The organism is Flavobacterium aquicola (genome assembly GCF_003385115.1).
GTDB classification, from domain to species: Bacteria; Bacteroidota; Bacteroidia; order Flavobacteriales; family Flavobacteriaceae; genus Flavobacterium; species Flavobacterium aquicola.
In genome coordinates, this window is record NZ_QUNI01000004.1 from 194,459 (window position 1) to 211,434 (window position 16,976).

Genomic DNA, 16,976 nt, shown 5'->3' on the forward strand with positions numbered 1-16,976 from the left:
CGTTAAAACAAATTCCGCCAGTGGCTGTACTGCAACTGCAAGCGTGACCATAACCGTGGACAACAGTCCAATAACCGTAAGCGCAGGAAATCCTTTTACTAAAACTTGCACCACTAATACTGCGGGTGCTTCAATCGGGGAAACTGCCGTGACAGGAAATACTTATTCCTGGACTTCCGTTCCTGCGGGATTTTCTTCTGCAGAAGCTAATCCGATAGTCAATCCAGATCAGACTACTATATACACTGTCGTTAAAACAAATTCCGCCAGTGGCTGTACTGCAACTGCAAACGTGATCGTAACTGTGGACAACAGTCCAATAACCGTAAGCGCAGGAAATCCTTTTACTAAAACTTGCACCACTAATACTGCGGGTGCTTCAATAGGAGAAACTGCCGTAACTGGAAACACCTATTCTTGGACTTCCGTTCCTGCGGGATTTACTTCTGGTGACGCTAACCCAACGGTTAATCCTGAGCAGACAACTGTCTATACTGTAGTTAAAACAAATATAGCCAGTGGCTGTACTGCAACTGCAAACGTGACCGTAACTGTGGACAACAGCTCAATAACAGTAAGTGCTGGAAATTCTTTTACTAAAACCTGCACTGCTAATACTGCGGGTGCTTCCATAGGGGAAACTGCCGAGATAGGAAATACTTATTCCTGGACTTCCATTCCTGCGGGATTTACTTCTACTGAAGCTAATCCGATAGTCAATCCAGATCAGACTACTATATACACTGTCATTAAAACAAATTCCACCAGTGGCTGTACCGCAACTGCAAGTGTAACTGTAACTGTGGACAACAGCCCAATAACAGTAAGTACTGAAAATTCTTTTACTAAAACCTGCACTGCTAATACTGCGGGTTCTTCTATAGGGGAAACTGCCGTAACAGGAAATACTTATTCCTGGACTTCCGTTCCTGCGGGATTTACTTCTACTGAAGCTAACCCAATTGTAAATCCAGATCAGACAACTGTCTATACCGTGGTTAAAACAAATTCCGCCAGTGGCTGTACTGCAACTGCAAGCGTGACCATAACCGTGGACAACAGTCCAATAACCGTAAGCGCAGGAAATCCTTTTACGAAAACCTGTATCACTAATATTGCGGGGGCTTCCATCGGGGAAACTGCCGTAAAAGAAAATACTTATTCCTGGACTTCCGTTCCTGTAGGATTTACTTCTACTGAAGCTAACCCTATGGTAAATCCAGATCAGACTACTATATACACTGTCTTTAAAACAAATTCCACCAGTGGCTGTACTGCAACTGCAAGTGTAACTGTAAAGATGGATACTGCTATTCCGACATTAACAATATCAAACCCTCTTGTAGTATGTTCACCCGCTACTGTGGATATTACTAGTAATAAAATTCAAACAACAAATAATGGAACAACAACCAAATATTACACCACTTTAGAACTAGCCAATTTGGGAGGTGTTTCTGATTTAACCACTCCATCTGCTATTAACAGCAGCGGTATCTATTACATTAGAAGTGAATTTACAAATGGATGCTTTATTGTAAAACCAGTAGAAGTGTCTATAAATGCATGCTCAATTGCATTGGTAAAACAATCAGAATTACATAATACAGGAAACTGTACCGCTGTTGGAGATAAAATAACATACACCTTTACTATTACTAATCCTGGGACTACACCTATTTCCAATATCACAATTACTGATCCATTATTAGCCTCGCCTAACCCAAATGTTCCTATACTTTATGTCAGTGGAGATACAGATAGTGATGATAGTCTAAATTCAAGTGAAACATGGACATACAAAGCTGATTATTCTGTAAATCAGTCAGATATTAATGTTGGAAAAATTATCAATCAAGCTGCTGTAAACGGAATGGTTTTAGGAACTAACAATATAAGCAGTTTATCTGGAACAGATATAAGTAACCATAATCCAACAATAACAGAATTATGTCAATCTCCAAGTATAAAAATTACTAAAGATGGTAACTATGTAGACAGCAACCAAGATGGAATAACTAATGTGGGAGATATCGTTTCTTATAATTTTGTAATTGAAAATACTGGAAATGTACCTTTGACCAATATTACCGTTACAGATAATAATGCAGTAATTACGACAGGTTCCATTACTACATTGGCTGTTGGAGCAATAGATACAAATACATTTTCAGGTTCACATGCTATTACTCAAGACGATATTAATATTGGATATGTATACAATCTGGCAATTGTTACTGCCAAAGACCCAAATGACAATCCCGTTACAGATACTTCTTCAGACCCAACACCCTGTACTACATGTCCAATCGATCCTAAGTGCCCAGATTGCACTATCACTCCTTTAACTCAATCTCCGGGACTAATAGTAATAAAAACAGCAGTAACCGAAAGCTATAGTAAAGTTGGAGACATAATTAATTATTCCATTATTGTAAAAAATACTGGCAATCAAACTTTACATCAAATAATTGTAAAAGACCCGCTTACAGGTTTAAACACAACTATAGCAATTTTAGAGCCAAATGCAAGTTCCGAATATTCACAAAGCTATTTAGTAACTCAAAATGATCTGGATAAAGGTTCGGTAACTAACGTAGCAACTGCAGATGGTTTAACGCCAAACGGCACTCCTATAAGTGCTTCCGATGATGAAATAGTAAAAGAAAAAACAAATCAAATCGATGCAGTTGATGATTCTGCAGGACCAATAGACGGCATAAATGGTGCAGTAAATGTCCTTAATGTATTTAATAATGATACTTTAAATGCAATCGCAGTAAATCCAGCTGATGTTAAATTGACTTTGGTAACACCTGATGCTGCAGGCTTTATGACAATGAACACAGACGGTTCAATAGATTTAAAAGACGGTACACCGGCAGGAATTTACACACTAGTATATCAGATTTGTGAAAATGCAGACTTAGGAAATTGCGATACCGCTGCTGTAACCATAACAGTTATTTGTAACAATACTGCAAAAATCTCCGGACATGTTTTAAATTTAGGAACAAACACACCTTTGGCAAATGTTCCAGTGACTTTAATTCCGCAAAAAAACACAACTGGGCCAATTCTTATCCGAATTACAGATGCGCGAGGATATTATAATTTTACAGGAATGATTCCTGGTGATTATTTAGTACAAGTCCAAGATGCCAATTTAAATAGCGCTTACGGATTATATCCTGTAAATTCCAGTCTCTTTTTTACAGCTTTAGAATCATGTAAATATCAATCACACGATTTTGGATATGATAAATCTGATTTACCAGTCTTAGGTGATTTTGTATGGTATGACGTAAATAACAATGGCATTCAAGATGAGTGGTTTGATGCTAATAATGATAATTTGGTTACTAAAAACATTCCGAATCAAGATGGTTCATTCGATTACAGCAAATGGGAATGGATTGATCTTAATGGTGACGGAAGTTACACCGGAACACTTAATGTTGGGGAATTAAATGCAGCTGGTTTTGGCAATGCAAAATCTGAAAATATATTTGTAACAGGTCCAAACAGTTATTCTGACAAGGTTATTATAGGTATTCAAGGTTTTTGGAGAAACAGACCAGACGCTGGAGCTTATGGTGATTATACTGTAGAATTAAAAATGGATGCTAACTTAGAGGCACAAGCATCTGCTATGGGAGCCACGGGATTAGTAAAAGTTCTGCCAAGTGATTCTAAAAAAACTAGATTATCAAAAATTGCTAAACCAGCAAGTGTTGAAATATGTGGCCTTACAAATGAAAACCCGCAAACTGCTGTTGTTACTGCTGTTGATCCTGTTCATCTAGATTTAGACTTTGGCATTAGCTGCAAAATGTTTGCTAATATCCAAGCTGTAGATGATGTTTATAATGTTACGCAATGTTCCATAGCAGATGAAATTCGAAATGCGGTAACTAACGATTTACTTGATGGATTACCAGCATCAATTAGCGCATTCAAATTTAAGTTATTAACAAGTTTACCTCAAGATATAGATATCAGTATTGATGAGACAGGAAGTATATCTTTTTTAAACGGTGTTGCGGCTGGTCAATACATATTTGATTATGAAGTCTGTGAAGCTATAAACCCTGCAAATTGTGCGACAGCCACTATCACAATAAATGTTGCTCCGATAGAACCAATTACTATTGCTGGTCCTGCTGCTTGTAACGGTGATACAACTCCTGTTGATTTATCTAAATTTTTACCCGAAGGAACTCCTACAACTGGTACTTGGAATGACAGTGATAATACCAGAGGACTGGTTGGTAATATATTAAGCACAGCTGGAATACCTATCAGCACATACAAATTCGAATATAAACTGGAAGGCGAATGTCCCAGAAGCATATTCTTGAACGTAGAAATTAATGATGATTGTACACCTCTTGCCTGCAAAGCTATTATTATTCACAATGCAGTTTCTGCAAATGAAGATAACAAAAATGATTATTTCGAAATTGAGAACTTAGAAAGCAATGATTGTTATAAAAATTTCAAAGTCGAAATCTTTAACCGTTGGGGAGTCTTAGTTTTTGAAAGAGAAAATTACAACAACGATGCTAATGCCTTTAGAGGACGATCCGAAGGCAGAACTACAATTAATAAAAATGAAGGCTTACCAACAGGAACTTACTTTTACATAGTGAGTTACGACACCGTTGACGGAGTAGGCAAAACCTTAAGCATTAAAAAAGACGGTTATTTATATTTAGTAAATAAATAACGAAGAATGCTCTAGGCTAACAATACCCCTAGAATTTAAACCTTAAAACATTTCAATTTCAATATAAAGCCTCAAAACTAAGCTATTGCAAAATAGCCATTTTTAACCAACAAACTGCTAACTATGAAAACAAAATTATTTTCACTCGTTTTAATGTTTACAGCTATTGCAAGTTTTGCACAACAGGATGCACAATATACTCAATATATGTACAATACAATAAATGTAAATCCAGCATATGCGGGTTCAAGGGGAGCATTAAGTTTTTTTGCTCTGCATCGTACACAATGGGTTGGCCTTGACGGAGCTCCTGTAACAAATACAATTTCTGTAAATACACCTTTCAATAACACTAATCTGGGAGCTGGTCTTTCAATTGTTAATGATGAAATAGGCCCATCGACATCCAATTCCATATCTGCTGATATTTCATATACTATTTCAGTATCTGAATCATATAGATTATCATTTGGAGTAAAAGGAACTGCTAATCTTTTTAATATTGATGTTAATAAATTAAATCCTGGGGATCAGACAGATGAACAATTTCAAAATTATGATAATAAATTTTCTCCAAATATAGGTGCAGGTATTTATTTGCATTCCGGTAAAGCTTATGTAGGATTTTCTATTCCTAACTTTATTGAAACAAATGCTTATAATGATAATGATGTAGCAATTTATAAAGAAAAAATAAATTATTATTTAATTGGTGGTTATGTTTTTGAGCTATCGCCTTCAGCAAAATTCAAACCTGCATTTATGACTAAACTGGTAGAAGGCTCTCCGCTGCAGGTTGATCTTTCTGCAAATTTTATGCTTATAGATAAAGTAGTATTGGGTTTAGGTTACAGATGGAGCGCTGCGATGAGTGCTATGGCCGGTTTTCAAATTTCCGATGCTTTCTATGTAGGATATTCGTATGACTTTGAAACTACAGCATTGAACAATTATAATTCTGGTACACATGAGTTATTCTTACGATATGAAATATTCCATAAAAACAGCCGAATGGTAACTCCGAGATTCTTCTAAAATAAAAATGTCTGTCTTTTTAAAGAGTAAGAGAACTAACATCAATTATCTGGTATTAACTCTAGATAATTTTACTGAAAGATCTAAGTCGATTGATAGATTTATAAAAATAAATATTATGAAAAACATTACTTTACTTTACCTGACTATACTCCATCTTTTTGCTTTATCTCTATGTGCTCAAAAGGCAAAAATAGCCCGAGCAGATAAAAAATACGATAAATATGCCTATATAGATGCTATAAAAACGTATGAAAGAGTGGCTAAAAAAGGGTATGAGTCACCGGATATGTATCAAAAAATTGGCAATTCATACTTCTTCAATTCAGAGTTGACAGAAGCCTGTAAATGGTATGACCTTCTATTCGCATTAACAACTGATGTTGATCCCGAATATTATTATCGATATGCCTATTGTCTTAAATCTGACGGGCAAAATCAAAAAGCAGAAGAAATACTAAAAATTTACAATGAAAAGACTCAAAATAACGGGAAAGGAAAATATTATGTAAAGGAAGTTAATTATCTGGAGAAAATAAAAGCAAATTCTGGAAGATACAAAATAAAAAATGCAGAAATAAATTCTAAATATTCCGATTACGGAAGTGCATTTTATGGTAACAAATTAGTATTTACAACATCAAGGGATACTGGAGGTCTCGGCCAAAGAAGACACTCATGGAACGATCAGTACTTTACAAATTTGTATGAATCAAATTTAACAGGTGATTCATTAACTCCTGAAAAAGCAGTTAAATTTTCTAGAAGTGTCAGATCAAGATTTCATGAAGCAAGTGCTGTTTTTACTAAAGATGGCAAAACAATGTATTTTACCCGAAACAACTATTTGGACGGAAAAAAAGGAAAAAACGAAAATAAAATTACTCTAATTAAAATATACAAAGCCAGTTTTGTAGAGAATGATTGGACAGACATTAAGGAATTACCATTCGACAGCAATAATTATAGAACTGCACATCCAGCGCTTAGCCCTGACGAAAAAACTTTATATTTTGTTTCGGATATGCCTGGAAGCATTGGTGAATCAGATATTTACAAAGTCAGTATTAATGATGATGGATCGTATGGAATACCCGTAAATTTGGGAAATATTATAAATACTCCTGGGAGAGAAACCTTTCCGTTTGTAAGCGATGAAAATGAAATTTACTTTACCTCAGATACACATGCAGGACTTGGAGGTTTAGATGTTTTTGTTTCCAAAATAAATGCTGATGGAACATTTGGCGAAGTACAAAATTTGGGTGCAGAGGTAAATTCACCTAAAGATGATTTTGCTTATTTAATTAATACAAAAAACCGAATTGGATTTTTCTCTTCCAATAGGGATGGCGGAAAAGGATTTGATGATATCTATCAATTTTTAGAAACTAAAAGACTTGCTCCAAAGTGTAAACCCGAATTGAAAGGGACAATTAAAGAATTAGCCTCCGGAGTAATCATCGTCAATGCAAAAGTAACTCTTTATGATGATCTGCATAATGTAATAAATTCTACGGAATCAGATGAAAATGGAAACTATTCATTTAATGTGGATGAGAAAAAAACATATAGTGTAAGAGCTGAAAAAGATAATTATACTCCTGCAGAAAAAACCAAAACAATACAAATTGGAGACTGCCAAACTCAATTAGACTTAGATATTGAAAAAACGATATGCAAAGTAGCTGTTGGTGATGATTTAGGGCCTTGCTTTGGTATAAAATGGATTTATTTTGATCTGGATAAATCAGAAATAAAACCAGAAGCAGCATTAGATTTAGCCAAAATATTAGATGTTCTAAATCAAAATCCGAGCATGAAAATAGATATTCGTTCACATACAGACAGCCGTGCTTCTGCGAAATACAATCAAAGTCTATCTGACAGAAGAGCAAAATCAACTCACGACTGGCTAATTCAAAATGGTGTTAACCCAAACAGGCTTAGTTCTAAAGGTTATGGTGAAACTAAAATAATTAACAGATGCAAAAACGGGGTGAAATGCACTGAAGAAGAACATGGAAAAAACAGACGCAGCGAATTTATAATAACTGCTTTATAAAATATAACCCTAAAAACAAAAAAACTGCCCAAGGGCAGTTTTTCGCTATTTATTATTTTAAATTTTTACAAATATATTAGTATAATACTTTTTACCGTTTGCAGGATTCTCTCGTATTGAAATACCAAAATGAGTAAAATCTCCTTCAATATTTTCTTTGTGGCCTTTACTTTTCATCCAGGCATCAAAGGCACCTTTGGCACTATTATAGTTGTAAGCAATGTTTTCACTTACATTTTTTGCACCTAAAACTTTTATTAAATTGGATGATCGAGATTCAAAATCATTATGATTTACAACATTATTTGCAATCATATATTGATCATGCTCTTCTGATTTATATGAAATATGATTGATTCTCTCCAAAGCATTTAAACCAATGCTTACTCTATAATTATTTATTAAAGTCATCGTCTCTAATTCGACTTGACTATAATCATATTTCAAAACAATTTCTGGTGTCTTAGCAGTTTCTGTCATTGCGGAATCCTCTTCAGCAGCACAAGAAATCATAAAACAAAAAAGGAGAACAAAAAAAGGAGAACAAAAACACTTCAATTTCATAGTATCTAGCAGTTAAATTTAAAGCAGATTGTGGGGCAAACTTCTTTAATATTAGGACTTTAGTAAATTTATCTTTTAAATTAACTAACAATTCCTTAAACTACAAAATAAAACCGATGAAATACATCAAAACAAATAAACAATATATATTTTTCTTATATTATGGAGCTAATCGAGAAATCGTCCACGAAAAATCTTTCTCCAGACTGTATCGAATGCGGTCATGCAGACGATTTGGTCTTCCCTGCCAAAATTCGACTTCTAATGGTACTATCAAAAATCCTCCCCAATGTTTAGGACGTACTATTTCTTTTCCTTCAAAATCTTTTTCTAGCTGTTTTAAATTCTCTTCAAGATAATTTCTAGAAGGCACAACTTCACTTTGATTTGAAACTATTGCTCCAAGTTTACTTCCGTCAGGCCTGGATTCAAAATAACCATCAGAATTATTCTCAGCCGTTTTTTGGGCAACTCCTTTTATAATCACCTGACGCTCCATGCTTTCCCAAAAAAAAGAGAGACATATATTTGGATTATTGGCTATAGCCCTGCCCTTTTCAGAATTATAATTAGTATAAAAAGTAAATCCTTCTTCATTGAATTTTTTCAATAAAACAACACGCGATTTAGGAAATCCATCCAATCCAATCGTAGAAACTGTCATTGCATTAACTTCGCCGCTTCCTTCAAAATCCTCGACCTCATGAAACCATCTGTTGAAAAGATTTATCGGATCTTCAGGAATTGAAGATTCTAATAATTCACTTTTTTCATATGATTTTCTATAATTGCTTAAATCGCTCATTTTCTTTGATTACTTATTGTTAGATACTAAGGTTTTAAGTCTCTAAGTTACTTAGAATGTTAGGAACTTAGGAACTAAGCAGCTTTAAAAATTAAAATTCAAAACTTTTGCCGTCATCAGCTAATTCTACTTCTTTAAAGATCGTTTCAGCTTCTTCTTTAAATAATTCAATACCATCATAACGTGTGGAATAATGTCCTAAAATTAATTGCTGTGCATTGGCTTTCAAAGCAATTCTAGCTGCTTCTTTGGCCGTCGAATGCATTGTTTTCGAAGCCAGGCTTTCTTCTGAATCCAAAAATGTAGATTCATGATACAACACAGAAACATTTTCAATGATTGGAATTATGTCTTCATTGTATTTGGTATCCGAACAGAAAGCATAACTCAAAGCGGGATCAGGATCAAAAGTTAATTTACTGTTTGCAATAACCCGTCCGTCATCAAGAGTGATGTCTTTGCCATTTTTTATATTCTGGTAATAACAGGTGTCAATTTCAAAATCCTGAACGGCATTCAGATCAAGTTTACGCTCTCCTATTTTTTCCTGAAATAAAAATCCATTGGTATAAACACGATGTTTTAACGGAATCGTTTTGACAATTACTTTTTCATCTTCAAAAATAATTTCACTTTGCTTTGATTCCAGTTCATGAAAAAACAATTGATAATTAGTCCATGAATTTGACAATCTTAATTGCAGGTTAATTATTTCTTTAACTCCTTTTGGACCGTAAATATGCAGATCATTCGTTCTTCCCAAAAGTGCAAAAGTTGATATCAAACCAACTAGACCAAAAAAATGATCCCCGTGCAGATGAGAAATAAAGACATGATTAATTTTTGAAAACTTTAATTTGTTTTTACGCAGCTGTACCTGAGTTCCTTCTCCACAGTCAATTAAAAACAATCTGTTTTTTATTTCTAAAACCTGAGAAGTCGGGTTCGTTAAAGTGCGGGGAGTAGCGGCATAACAGCCAAGAATGGTGAGTTTCAATTTTTTTTGTTTAATCGTTTATATGTTTAATCGCCTAAAAGTCTGTTTAAAAATAAAATTATAGCCTTTTTAATTGTAAAATCATACTCAAAACGAATGTAGCCAAAAAACGATTAAACAAATAACCAGTTAAACGATTAACCGTCTTAAACAATTTAAAAACCTAAATCTCTTTCAATTTCGTCCATTTCTATCAAATCATGAGCTTCCAATTGAGTTGGAACAACAATAATAGATTGAGGAACTTTGTTAAAATCTATATTCTCAACAACCAAGACTAATGACTTTTTTTCTTTTTTATGCTTTTTTGCTAAATCAGAAAAAATTTTAATTGATTTCACATCAACTGTTTTATCTTGAGTAATATCTAAAATAAGATTATGCTCTTTAAAACTGCTGTATTGATTATTTATCTTTTCTAGAAACGCAGCAATATCTCCTTCGGTATCTTTAATTATTATGGTATGCCCTTTAGTAGTCACTTTCATATGCGCTTTTTATTGAATTTTTGAAGCTAAAAGATAGATAACTGCCATTCTGATGGCAACACCATTCTCCACCTGATTTAAAATCACAGATTGTTGCGAGTCGGCAACATCACTTGTAATTTCTACACCTCTATTTATAGGACCAGGATGCATAATAACAATTTCTTTGTCTAATGAATCTAGTAAAGCTTTATCGACTCCATACTGCTGTGCGTACTCTCTGGTTGAAGGAAAAAAATTAACATCCATACGTTCATTTTGGACTCTTAGCATATTAGCTACATCACACCATTCAAGCGCTTTACGTAAATTAGGCTCAACTGTTACTCCAAGTGATTCAATATATCTCGGAATAAGTGTTTTGGGTCCGCACACTTTTACTTGGGCACCCTGCATCTGCAAAGCATATATATTTGAAAGTGCCACTCTTGAATGAAGAATATCTCCAACAATTACCACTTTTTTTCCAGCTACATCTCCTAATTTCTCCCTGATAGAATAACTGTCCAATAAAGCCTGCGTAGGATGTTCGTGAGCTCCATCTCCAGCATTTACTATACTTGCTTTAACATTTTTGGATAAAAAATAAGCTGCTCCCGGATTTGAATGTCTCATGACAACCATATCGACTTTCATCGAGAGAATATTGTTTACAGTATCAATTAATGTTTCTCCTTTTTTCACTGAAGACTGAGCTGCTGAAAAACTAATTACATCAGCTGATAATCTTTTTTGCGCCAATTCAAAAGACAGCTTGGTACGTGTACTGTTTTCAAAAAAAATATTAGCAATTGTAATATCGCGTAATGAAGGCACTTTCTTTATAGGTCGATTAATAACTTCCTTAAAATGATCGGCAGTTTCAAAAATCAGGTTAATATCATTTTCATTAATATATTTAATACCTAATAAATGATTTACACTTAATTCGCTCATTATAATTTATTTTCAGATTTTATTATTAATAAGGATTTTTCTGGATTTATTTGGTCAATAAATAAACGCCATCTTCTCCATCTTGTTCTGCCCAGCAGACTTTTACTTTTTCGCCGTTAATAGCATCTACCTGTCGTCCTCTAAAATCAGGCTGAATGGGTAAATCTCTGCTAAAACGTCTATCAATTAGTGTTAACAATTCAATTCCAGAAGGTCTGCCAAAAGACTGAATCGCTGTTAAAGCTGCCCGAATACTTCTGCCCGTGTATAGTACATCATCAATAAAAATGACTTTTTTATCTTCTACCAAAAAATCAATTTGTGTTTTATTGGCCTCCAAAGGTTTATTGGTTCTGCGGAAATCATCTCTAAAAAAAGTGATATCCAAATAGCCTAAAGCTACGTTAGGCAAATGATATTCTTTTTCTAATAATTCTTTCAAACGTTCTGCAAGAAAAGTACCTCTAGGCTGAATTCCTATCAAAACCGTATCTGAAAAATCAAGATGTTTTTCAATTAACTGACAAGCCAATCGATTCAAAATAATATTGACTTCTTTTGAATTGAGTAACACTTTTTGGTTCATACACAGCAATTATTTGTTTTTAAAAGTTTACGGATTTAGTATCGTTTTAAAAATGTCTTTTTCAATTTGTGCCTTTTTAAAACATCCGCAAATTTGGTCAAGCAAATATACAAATTCCGATTTAGGATTTCTTCATTAATAGTCTTTAAAAATTTTTATTCTTCCCAAAAGAAATCCATGTGGCTTTATGCCAAATATATTCTAATGGTCCCTGTTTATGTGTTTTCATCCACCATGTACAGAACGATATTTGCAAAATAAATAAAGTGATTCCAATTAATAAACTGTAAGTTGCACCAGTATACTCAACCATTCCCAATCCGTATCGGTAATAAATGAAAGCTCCCACTACAGATTGCATGATATAATTAGTAAGACTCATTTTTCCAAAAGGAATAAGTTTTGACAAGAGTTTATTCACTCGCTCTTTTGGATAAATCAAAATAAAAGCAGAAACCAAAACAGCCATAAAAGCAAAATTTGACCAAGAGGATATAATTATCGAAAGACTTGTCAGTTCTGCTTTTCGCAGTACAATTTCGGGCAAAAAAGTTTTCAGGACAAATAAAGGAATGAAAAGAATAACAGCATACTGCAGTGCTTTTTTCCAAAACTGATTACTTTCGGCTGAAGTAATAAAAAGCTTCTTGCGTCCCAGCAGCATTCCAAGCATAAATAAGGAGGGTGCCTGAAAAAAACGCCCGTTTTCCCAAGACCACGCTATAGATGCAAACCTGCCAATACTAAGATTACCAATTACATAATCCAGAAACGAACTGCTTGTGAGATATGCCCCCATACTCCCAAAAAAACTATCAGACAGGTTGGGTCCAAATACATACTCCGGGTGCAATAGCGCGTAAAAATATCTAAACCATTCCACAGGCTGCAACATCAATATAACAGCTATAATAAAAACTGTTTTATCATTCCATTTACAGACTGGAATCAGAATGATCCCCAACACAGCATAAATCATCAAAATATCACCTTCGTAAAAAATTGTGTTTATGAATCCAAATCCTAACAAAAGTATTAAACGCCACAAAAATCGTCCTCTGAAGTCCTTGTCCAGTTTCTCCTGATTATCATTTTGGATGTAAAAGCTAAAACCAAACAGCAGCGCAAATATCGCATACGATTTTCCGCCAAATAGAAAAAACAAAGTTTCCCAGATTATTTTGTCCAAAACTTTCATCCATTCCGGTAATGCTTCGGGAAAATTATAATAATCAAAATGCTCAATATTATGCAGCAACATAATAGACATGATAGCAAATCCTCTTAAAGCATCTACAACTTCAATGCGGGGCGCTTTTAAATTTAAAGTACTGTTTGACATAGTTATAATAGAAAAATCATTTTGATTAAATATCTTAATTTTCTAACAAATATTAAAAATTATTTTTAATACTCTGAAACTTTACTCTAAATTAAAAATGAATCTCGAAATATTTTACTTGTAATTTAAAATTGAAATGATGTAACAACTTTGCTCAATTGTATAATTCTAAAAGTATGCAAATCAATTAATTTTGATTTCGATAAACTAAATCAAATTTCCAATGAAAAATATATTAAACAGAATTTTAGCACTTACAATAGTACTATTTTCATTTACAAGCTGCGAAGTCATAGGCGACATTTTTAAGGCTGGAATGGGTTTCGGAATATTTATAGTCGTTATTATAATTGCAATCGTAATTTATATCATCAGTAAATTTCTAGGAAAAAAATAGACGAAAAAAAAATCCCGTTATGAAAATAACGGGATTAAAAAATTTCAATTTATAGATTGTACATTTTCTTTCTTTGTTCCTGAATTTTTTCATCATCAAGATATTCATCAAAAGTCATGTAACGGTCGATAGCTCCGTTTGGCGTTAATTCCACTACTCTATTACCAACGGTTTGTGCAAATTCGTGGTCATGTGTTGTAAAAATAACCGAACCTTTATAATTTTTCAATGAATTGTTGAAAGCCGTGATGGATTCCAAATCCAAGTGATTGGTTGGTTCATCAAGCATCAATATATTTGCTCTTTCCATCATCATACGGGAAAGCATGCAGCGAACTTTTTCTCCTCCAGATAACACACGGCTCGTTTTTAAAGCTTCTTCTCCAGAGAAAATCATTTTTCCAAGGAAACCTCTAATAAAAACTTCATCACGCTCTTCTTCAGTTTTCGCCCATTGACGTAACCAATCTACCAAAGTCAAATCATTTTCAAAAAAAGAATGGTTTTCTGCCGGCAAATACGCTTGGTTTGTAGTAACTCCCCAGTCAAATTCACCAGAATCCGGCTGTTGATTACCGTTTAATATTTCATAAAATGCTGTTGTAGCACGAGAATCTTTTGAGAAAAGAACAATTTTATCGCCTTTGGCCATATTCAAATCAACTCCTTTAAACAAAGTTTCTCCATCAATAGAAGCACTTAAGTTTTGTACATTCAAAATTTGATCTCCCGCTTCACGATCCTGATCAAAAATAATGGCAGGATAACGGCGGCTTGAAGGTCTGATTTCTGAAATATTTAATTTAGAAATCATTTTTTTACGGGAAGTCGCTTGTTTAGACTTCGCCACATTCGCAGAAAAACGACGGATAAATTCTTCCAGTTCCTGTTTCTTTTCTTCTGCTTTTTTGTTTTGCTGCGCACGCTGTTTTGCTGCTAATTGGCTGGACTCATACCAAAAAGTATAATTCCCTGAATAATGGTTTATTTTTCCAAAATCAATATCCGATATATGTGTACAAACAGAATCCAAGAAGTGTCTGTCGTGAGAAACTACAATTACAGTGTTTTCATAGTTAGCCAAGAAATTTTCTAACCAAGCAATGGTTTCAAAATCCAGGTCATTGGTAGGCTCATCCATGATTAACAAATCTGGATTTCCAAAAAGAGCCTGAGCCAAAAGTACTCTCACTTTAATTTTCCCTTCCAAATCACCCATCATTGTATAATGGTTGTCCTCAGTAATTCCAAGATTTGAAAGCATTGAAGCCGCATCTGAATCGGCATTCCATCCGTTCATTTCTTCAAACTGTACTTGTAATTCCCCTATTCTGTCAGCATTCGCATCATTATAATCCAAATAAAGCGCATCCATTTCTGTTTTAACAGCATACAAAACTTTATTCCCCATCATCACAGTTTCCAGTACTGTATGTTCGTCAAACATATTGTGGTTTTGATTTAAAACCGACATACGTTTTCCTGGTTCCAGATGAATATGTCCCGAAGTTGGGTCAATATCACCTGATATTATTTTAAGAAAAGTAGATTTTCCAGCACCATTGGCTCCAATTACTCCATAAATATTTCCGTGTGTGAAGGTTGTATTTACTTCGTCAAACAAAATTCTTTTGCCAAACTGAACTGATAAATTATTGACTGTTAACATGAATGTCTCTTTATTAAAATTTTGCGCAAAAGTACAAAAAATAATGGTATTTTTTATACAAAAAAAACCTGATGAAAATTATCAGGTTTGAATATTTGAAAGAAACATTTACTTCGAATTCTTAATCTCGTTTATCACATCTACCAATCCATTTTGCTTTTTATCCAAGGTAAGTTCCCAAAACATAATTCCTCCTAATTTCTTTTGTATTACATAATTTGTTTTTTCTTTTACAGAAGCAATGTCATCACCTGTGGCAAATAATTTTTCTTTTTCATTGTACCAATAAGGAGCTTTGGCTTTGTCATCCCAGTAATAATTCCAGCCTTTTTCTTTAGTAAAAGCTGTTTCAAAATCTTTAAAATCAATTCCATTTTCTGCTTCACCAGACTGATACAGTCCGTTATTTACATTTGCAACCTCTTTCCAAACACGGGTATAAAATGCGGCTCCAATCACAAGTTTACTTGAAGGAATTCCCAATTTTAATAAATATTCAACGGCACGATTTGTAGATTCGTCAGCAGCATTGGCACTGAACAAAGGGGTATGATGCCCAGTAACTTTTGAAAAACCATTCACCAAATCATAACTCATGATATTAACACGATCTACCAATGGCATTACTTTTTTCCATTCAATGGCTTCATCCAGGTATTTTTGAAAACCGCCAGCTGCAAAACTGAGTTCATTTTTTGTTCCTAATTCTTTACGAAGTAATACAACAAGTGCTGTGAAATTTTCCCTGTCCGCCTTTTGGTATAAATGCCCCGGATAACCTTCAATAGCAGGATATTCCCAATCCAAATCTAAGCCATCTGTTTTAAAATAAGTATTAATATCTTTTACTGATTTAGCAAAAATGGCTCTTTTTTCAGCAGAAGCAAAAACGGCTGAACAAGGTTCGCAACCGCCCCAGCCACCTAGAGACAGCATAATTTTCAGATCAGGATTTTTACCTTTTAAAGAAACCAGTTTTTTAATTGTTAAAGAATCCTTTGCACTGTCTACACTTAACTTCCCCTCTTTCAGATGACAAAAACTAAAAATAATATGCGTCAATTTTGAAGAATCGAATTCATTAATCTGTTTGTCATCACCCATATAATAAGCAATAACAGCTATTTTTTTATTGTTTTGCCCTAAAGCAAATACCGGAATAAGAATGGCTAAAAAAAGGAGTTTTAAACTTTTCATATTTTTAAATTAGATTATCAATGACTATTTTAAACAAAAAGACTAAAAAAACCTGGTAAAAAATTACCAGGTTAAGATTATTGTTTTCACAGAAAAAACAATATTAATTCAAAATAAAGAGATCGTAGTAAAATATAAATAACCAAACTCAATCTTAACAAATACA

At 33.9% G+C, this 16,976-nt stretch carries 13 protein-coding genes; 4 read left to right on the forward strand and 9 right to left on the reverse strand.

What is annotated here, in order from left to right; translation table 11 throughout:
- The 3 genes from C8P67_RS22090 to C8P67_RS08410 form a co-directional block, all read left to right on the forward strand.
- Positions 1-4,729, forward strand: a 4,729-nt coding sequence (locus tag C8P67_RS22090; RefSeq protein WP_211319898.1) for a DUF7507 domain-containing protein, incomplete at its 5' end; no start/stop codon positions are given.
- 123 nt (positions 4,730-4,852) lie between these two features.
- A complete protein-coding gene (locus C8P67_RS08405) occupies positions 4,853-5,764 on the forward strand; it encodes a PorP/SprF family type IX secretion system membrane protein (RefSeq protein ID WP_115812314.1) in 912 nt (303 codons plus the stop codon).
- A 118-nt stretch (positions 5,765-5,882) separates the two neighbouring features.
- On the forward strand, positions 5,883-7,829 hold the full coding sequence (locus C8P67_RS08410; protein WP_115812315.1) for an OmpA family protein: 1,947 nt from the start codon (positions 5,883-5,885) through the stop codon (positions 7,827-7,829).
- 57 nt (positions 7,830-7,886) lie between these two features.
- Here C8P67_RS08410 and C8P67_RS08415 read toward each other — a convergent pair whose 3' ends face one another.
- From C8P67_RS08415 to C8P67_RS08445, 7 genes are all read right to left on the reverse strand, one after another.
- The gene (locus C8P67_RS08415) at positions 7,887-8,393 is read right to left on the reverse strand and encodes a CAP domain-containing protein (RefSeq protein WP_245980402.1); all 507 of its coding nucleotides are present in this window, start codon (positions 8,391-8,393) and stop codon (positions 7,887-7,889) included.
- Positions 8,394-8,553: 160 nt separating this feature from the next.
- Positions 8,554-9,198 carry a pyridoxamine 5'-phosphate oxidase gene (pdxH, locus tag C8P67_RS08420; protein ID WP_115812319.1) on the reverse strand — a complete coding sequence of 215 codons (645 nt, stop codon included), beginning with the start codon at positions 9,196-9,198 and terminating at the stop codon, positions 8,554-8,556.
- A 91-nt stretch (positions 9,199-9,289) separates the two neighbouring features.
- Complete coding sequence (locus tag C8P67_RS08425; protein ID WP_115812321.1) at positions 9,290-10,195, reverse strand: ribonuclease Z; 906 nt, start codon at positions 10,193-10,195, stop codon at positions 9,290-9,292.
- Positions 10,196-10,350: 155 nt separating this feature from the next.
- Positions 10,351-10,683 carry a ribonuclease Z gene (locus C8P67_RS08430; protein ID WP_115812323.1) on the reverse strand — a complete coding sequence of 111 codons (333 nt, stop codon included), beginning with the start codon at positions 10,681-10,683 and terminating at the stop codon, positions 10,351-10,353.
- A 9-nt stretch (positions 10,684-10,692) separates the two neighbouring features.
- Positions 10,693-11,619, reverse strand: a complete 927-nt coding sequence (locus tag C8P67_RS08435; RefSeq protein ID WP_115812325.1) for an aspartate carbamoyltransferase catalytic subunit — start codon at positions 11,617-11,619, stop codon at positions 10,693-10,695.
- Positions 11,620-11,665: 46 nt separating this feature from the next.
- Complete coding sequence (gene pyrR, locus C8P67_RS08440) at positions 11,666-12,205, reverse strand: bifunctional pyr operon transcriptional regulator/uracil phosphoribosyltransferase PyrR (RefSeq protein ID WP_115812327.1); 540 nt, start codon at positions 12,203-12,205, stop codon at positions 11,666-11,668.
- Between the two features lie 145 nt (positions 12,206-12,350).
- Positions 12,351-13,547, reverse strand: coding sequence for a DUF418 domain-containing protein (locus C8P67_RS08445; protein WP_115812329.1), 1,197 nt, complete (start codon positions 13,545-13,547; stop codon positions 12,351-12,353).
- Positions 13,548-13,770: 223 nt separating this feature from the next.
- Here C8P67_RS08445 and C8P67_RS22095 point away from each other — a divergent pair, with 223 nt between their 5' ends.
- Positions 13,771-13,944 carry a hypothetical protein gene (locus tag C8P67_RS22095; protein ID WP_170141434.1) on the forward strand — a complete coding sequence of 58 codons (174 nt, stop codon included), beginning with the start codon at positions 13,771-13,773 and terminating at the stop codon, positions 13,942-13,944.
- Between the two features lie 49 nt (positions 13,945-13,993).
- Here C8P67_RS22095 and C8P67_RS08450 read toward each other — a convergent pair whose 3' ends face one another.
- Both C8P67_RS08450 and C8P67_RS08455 read right to left on the reverse strand, forming a co-directional pair.
- Positions 13,994-15,613, reverse strand: coding sequence for an ABC-F family ATP-binding cassette domain-containing protein (locus tag C8P67_RS08450; protein ID WP_115812331.1), 1,620 nt, complete (start codon positions 15,611-15,613; stop codon positions 13,994-13,996).
- 108 nt (positions 15,614-15,721) lie between these two features.
- The gene (locus tag C8P67_RS08455; RefSeq protein WP_115812333.1) at positions 15,722-16,810 is read right to left on the reverse strand and encodes a glycoside hydrolase family 18 protein; all 1,089 of its coding nucleotides are present in this window, start codon (positions 16,808-16,810) and stop codon (positions 15,722-15,724) included.
- Positions 16,811-16,976: the final 166 nt, after the last annotated feature.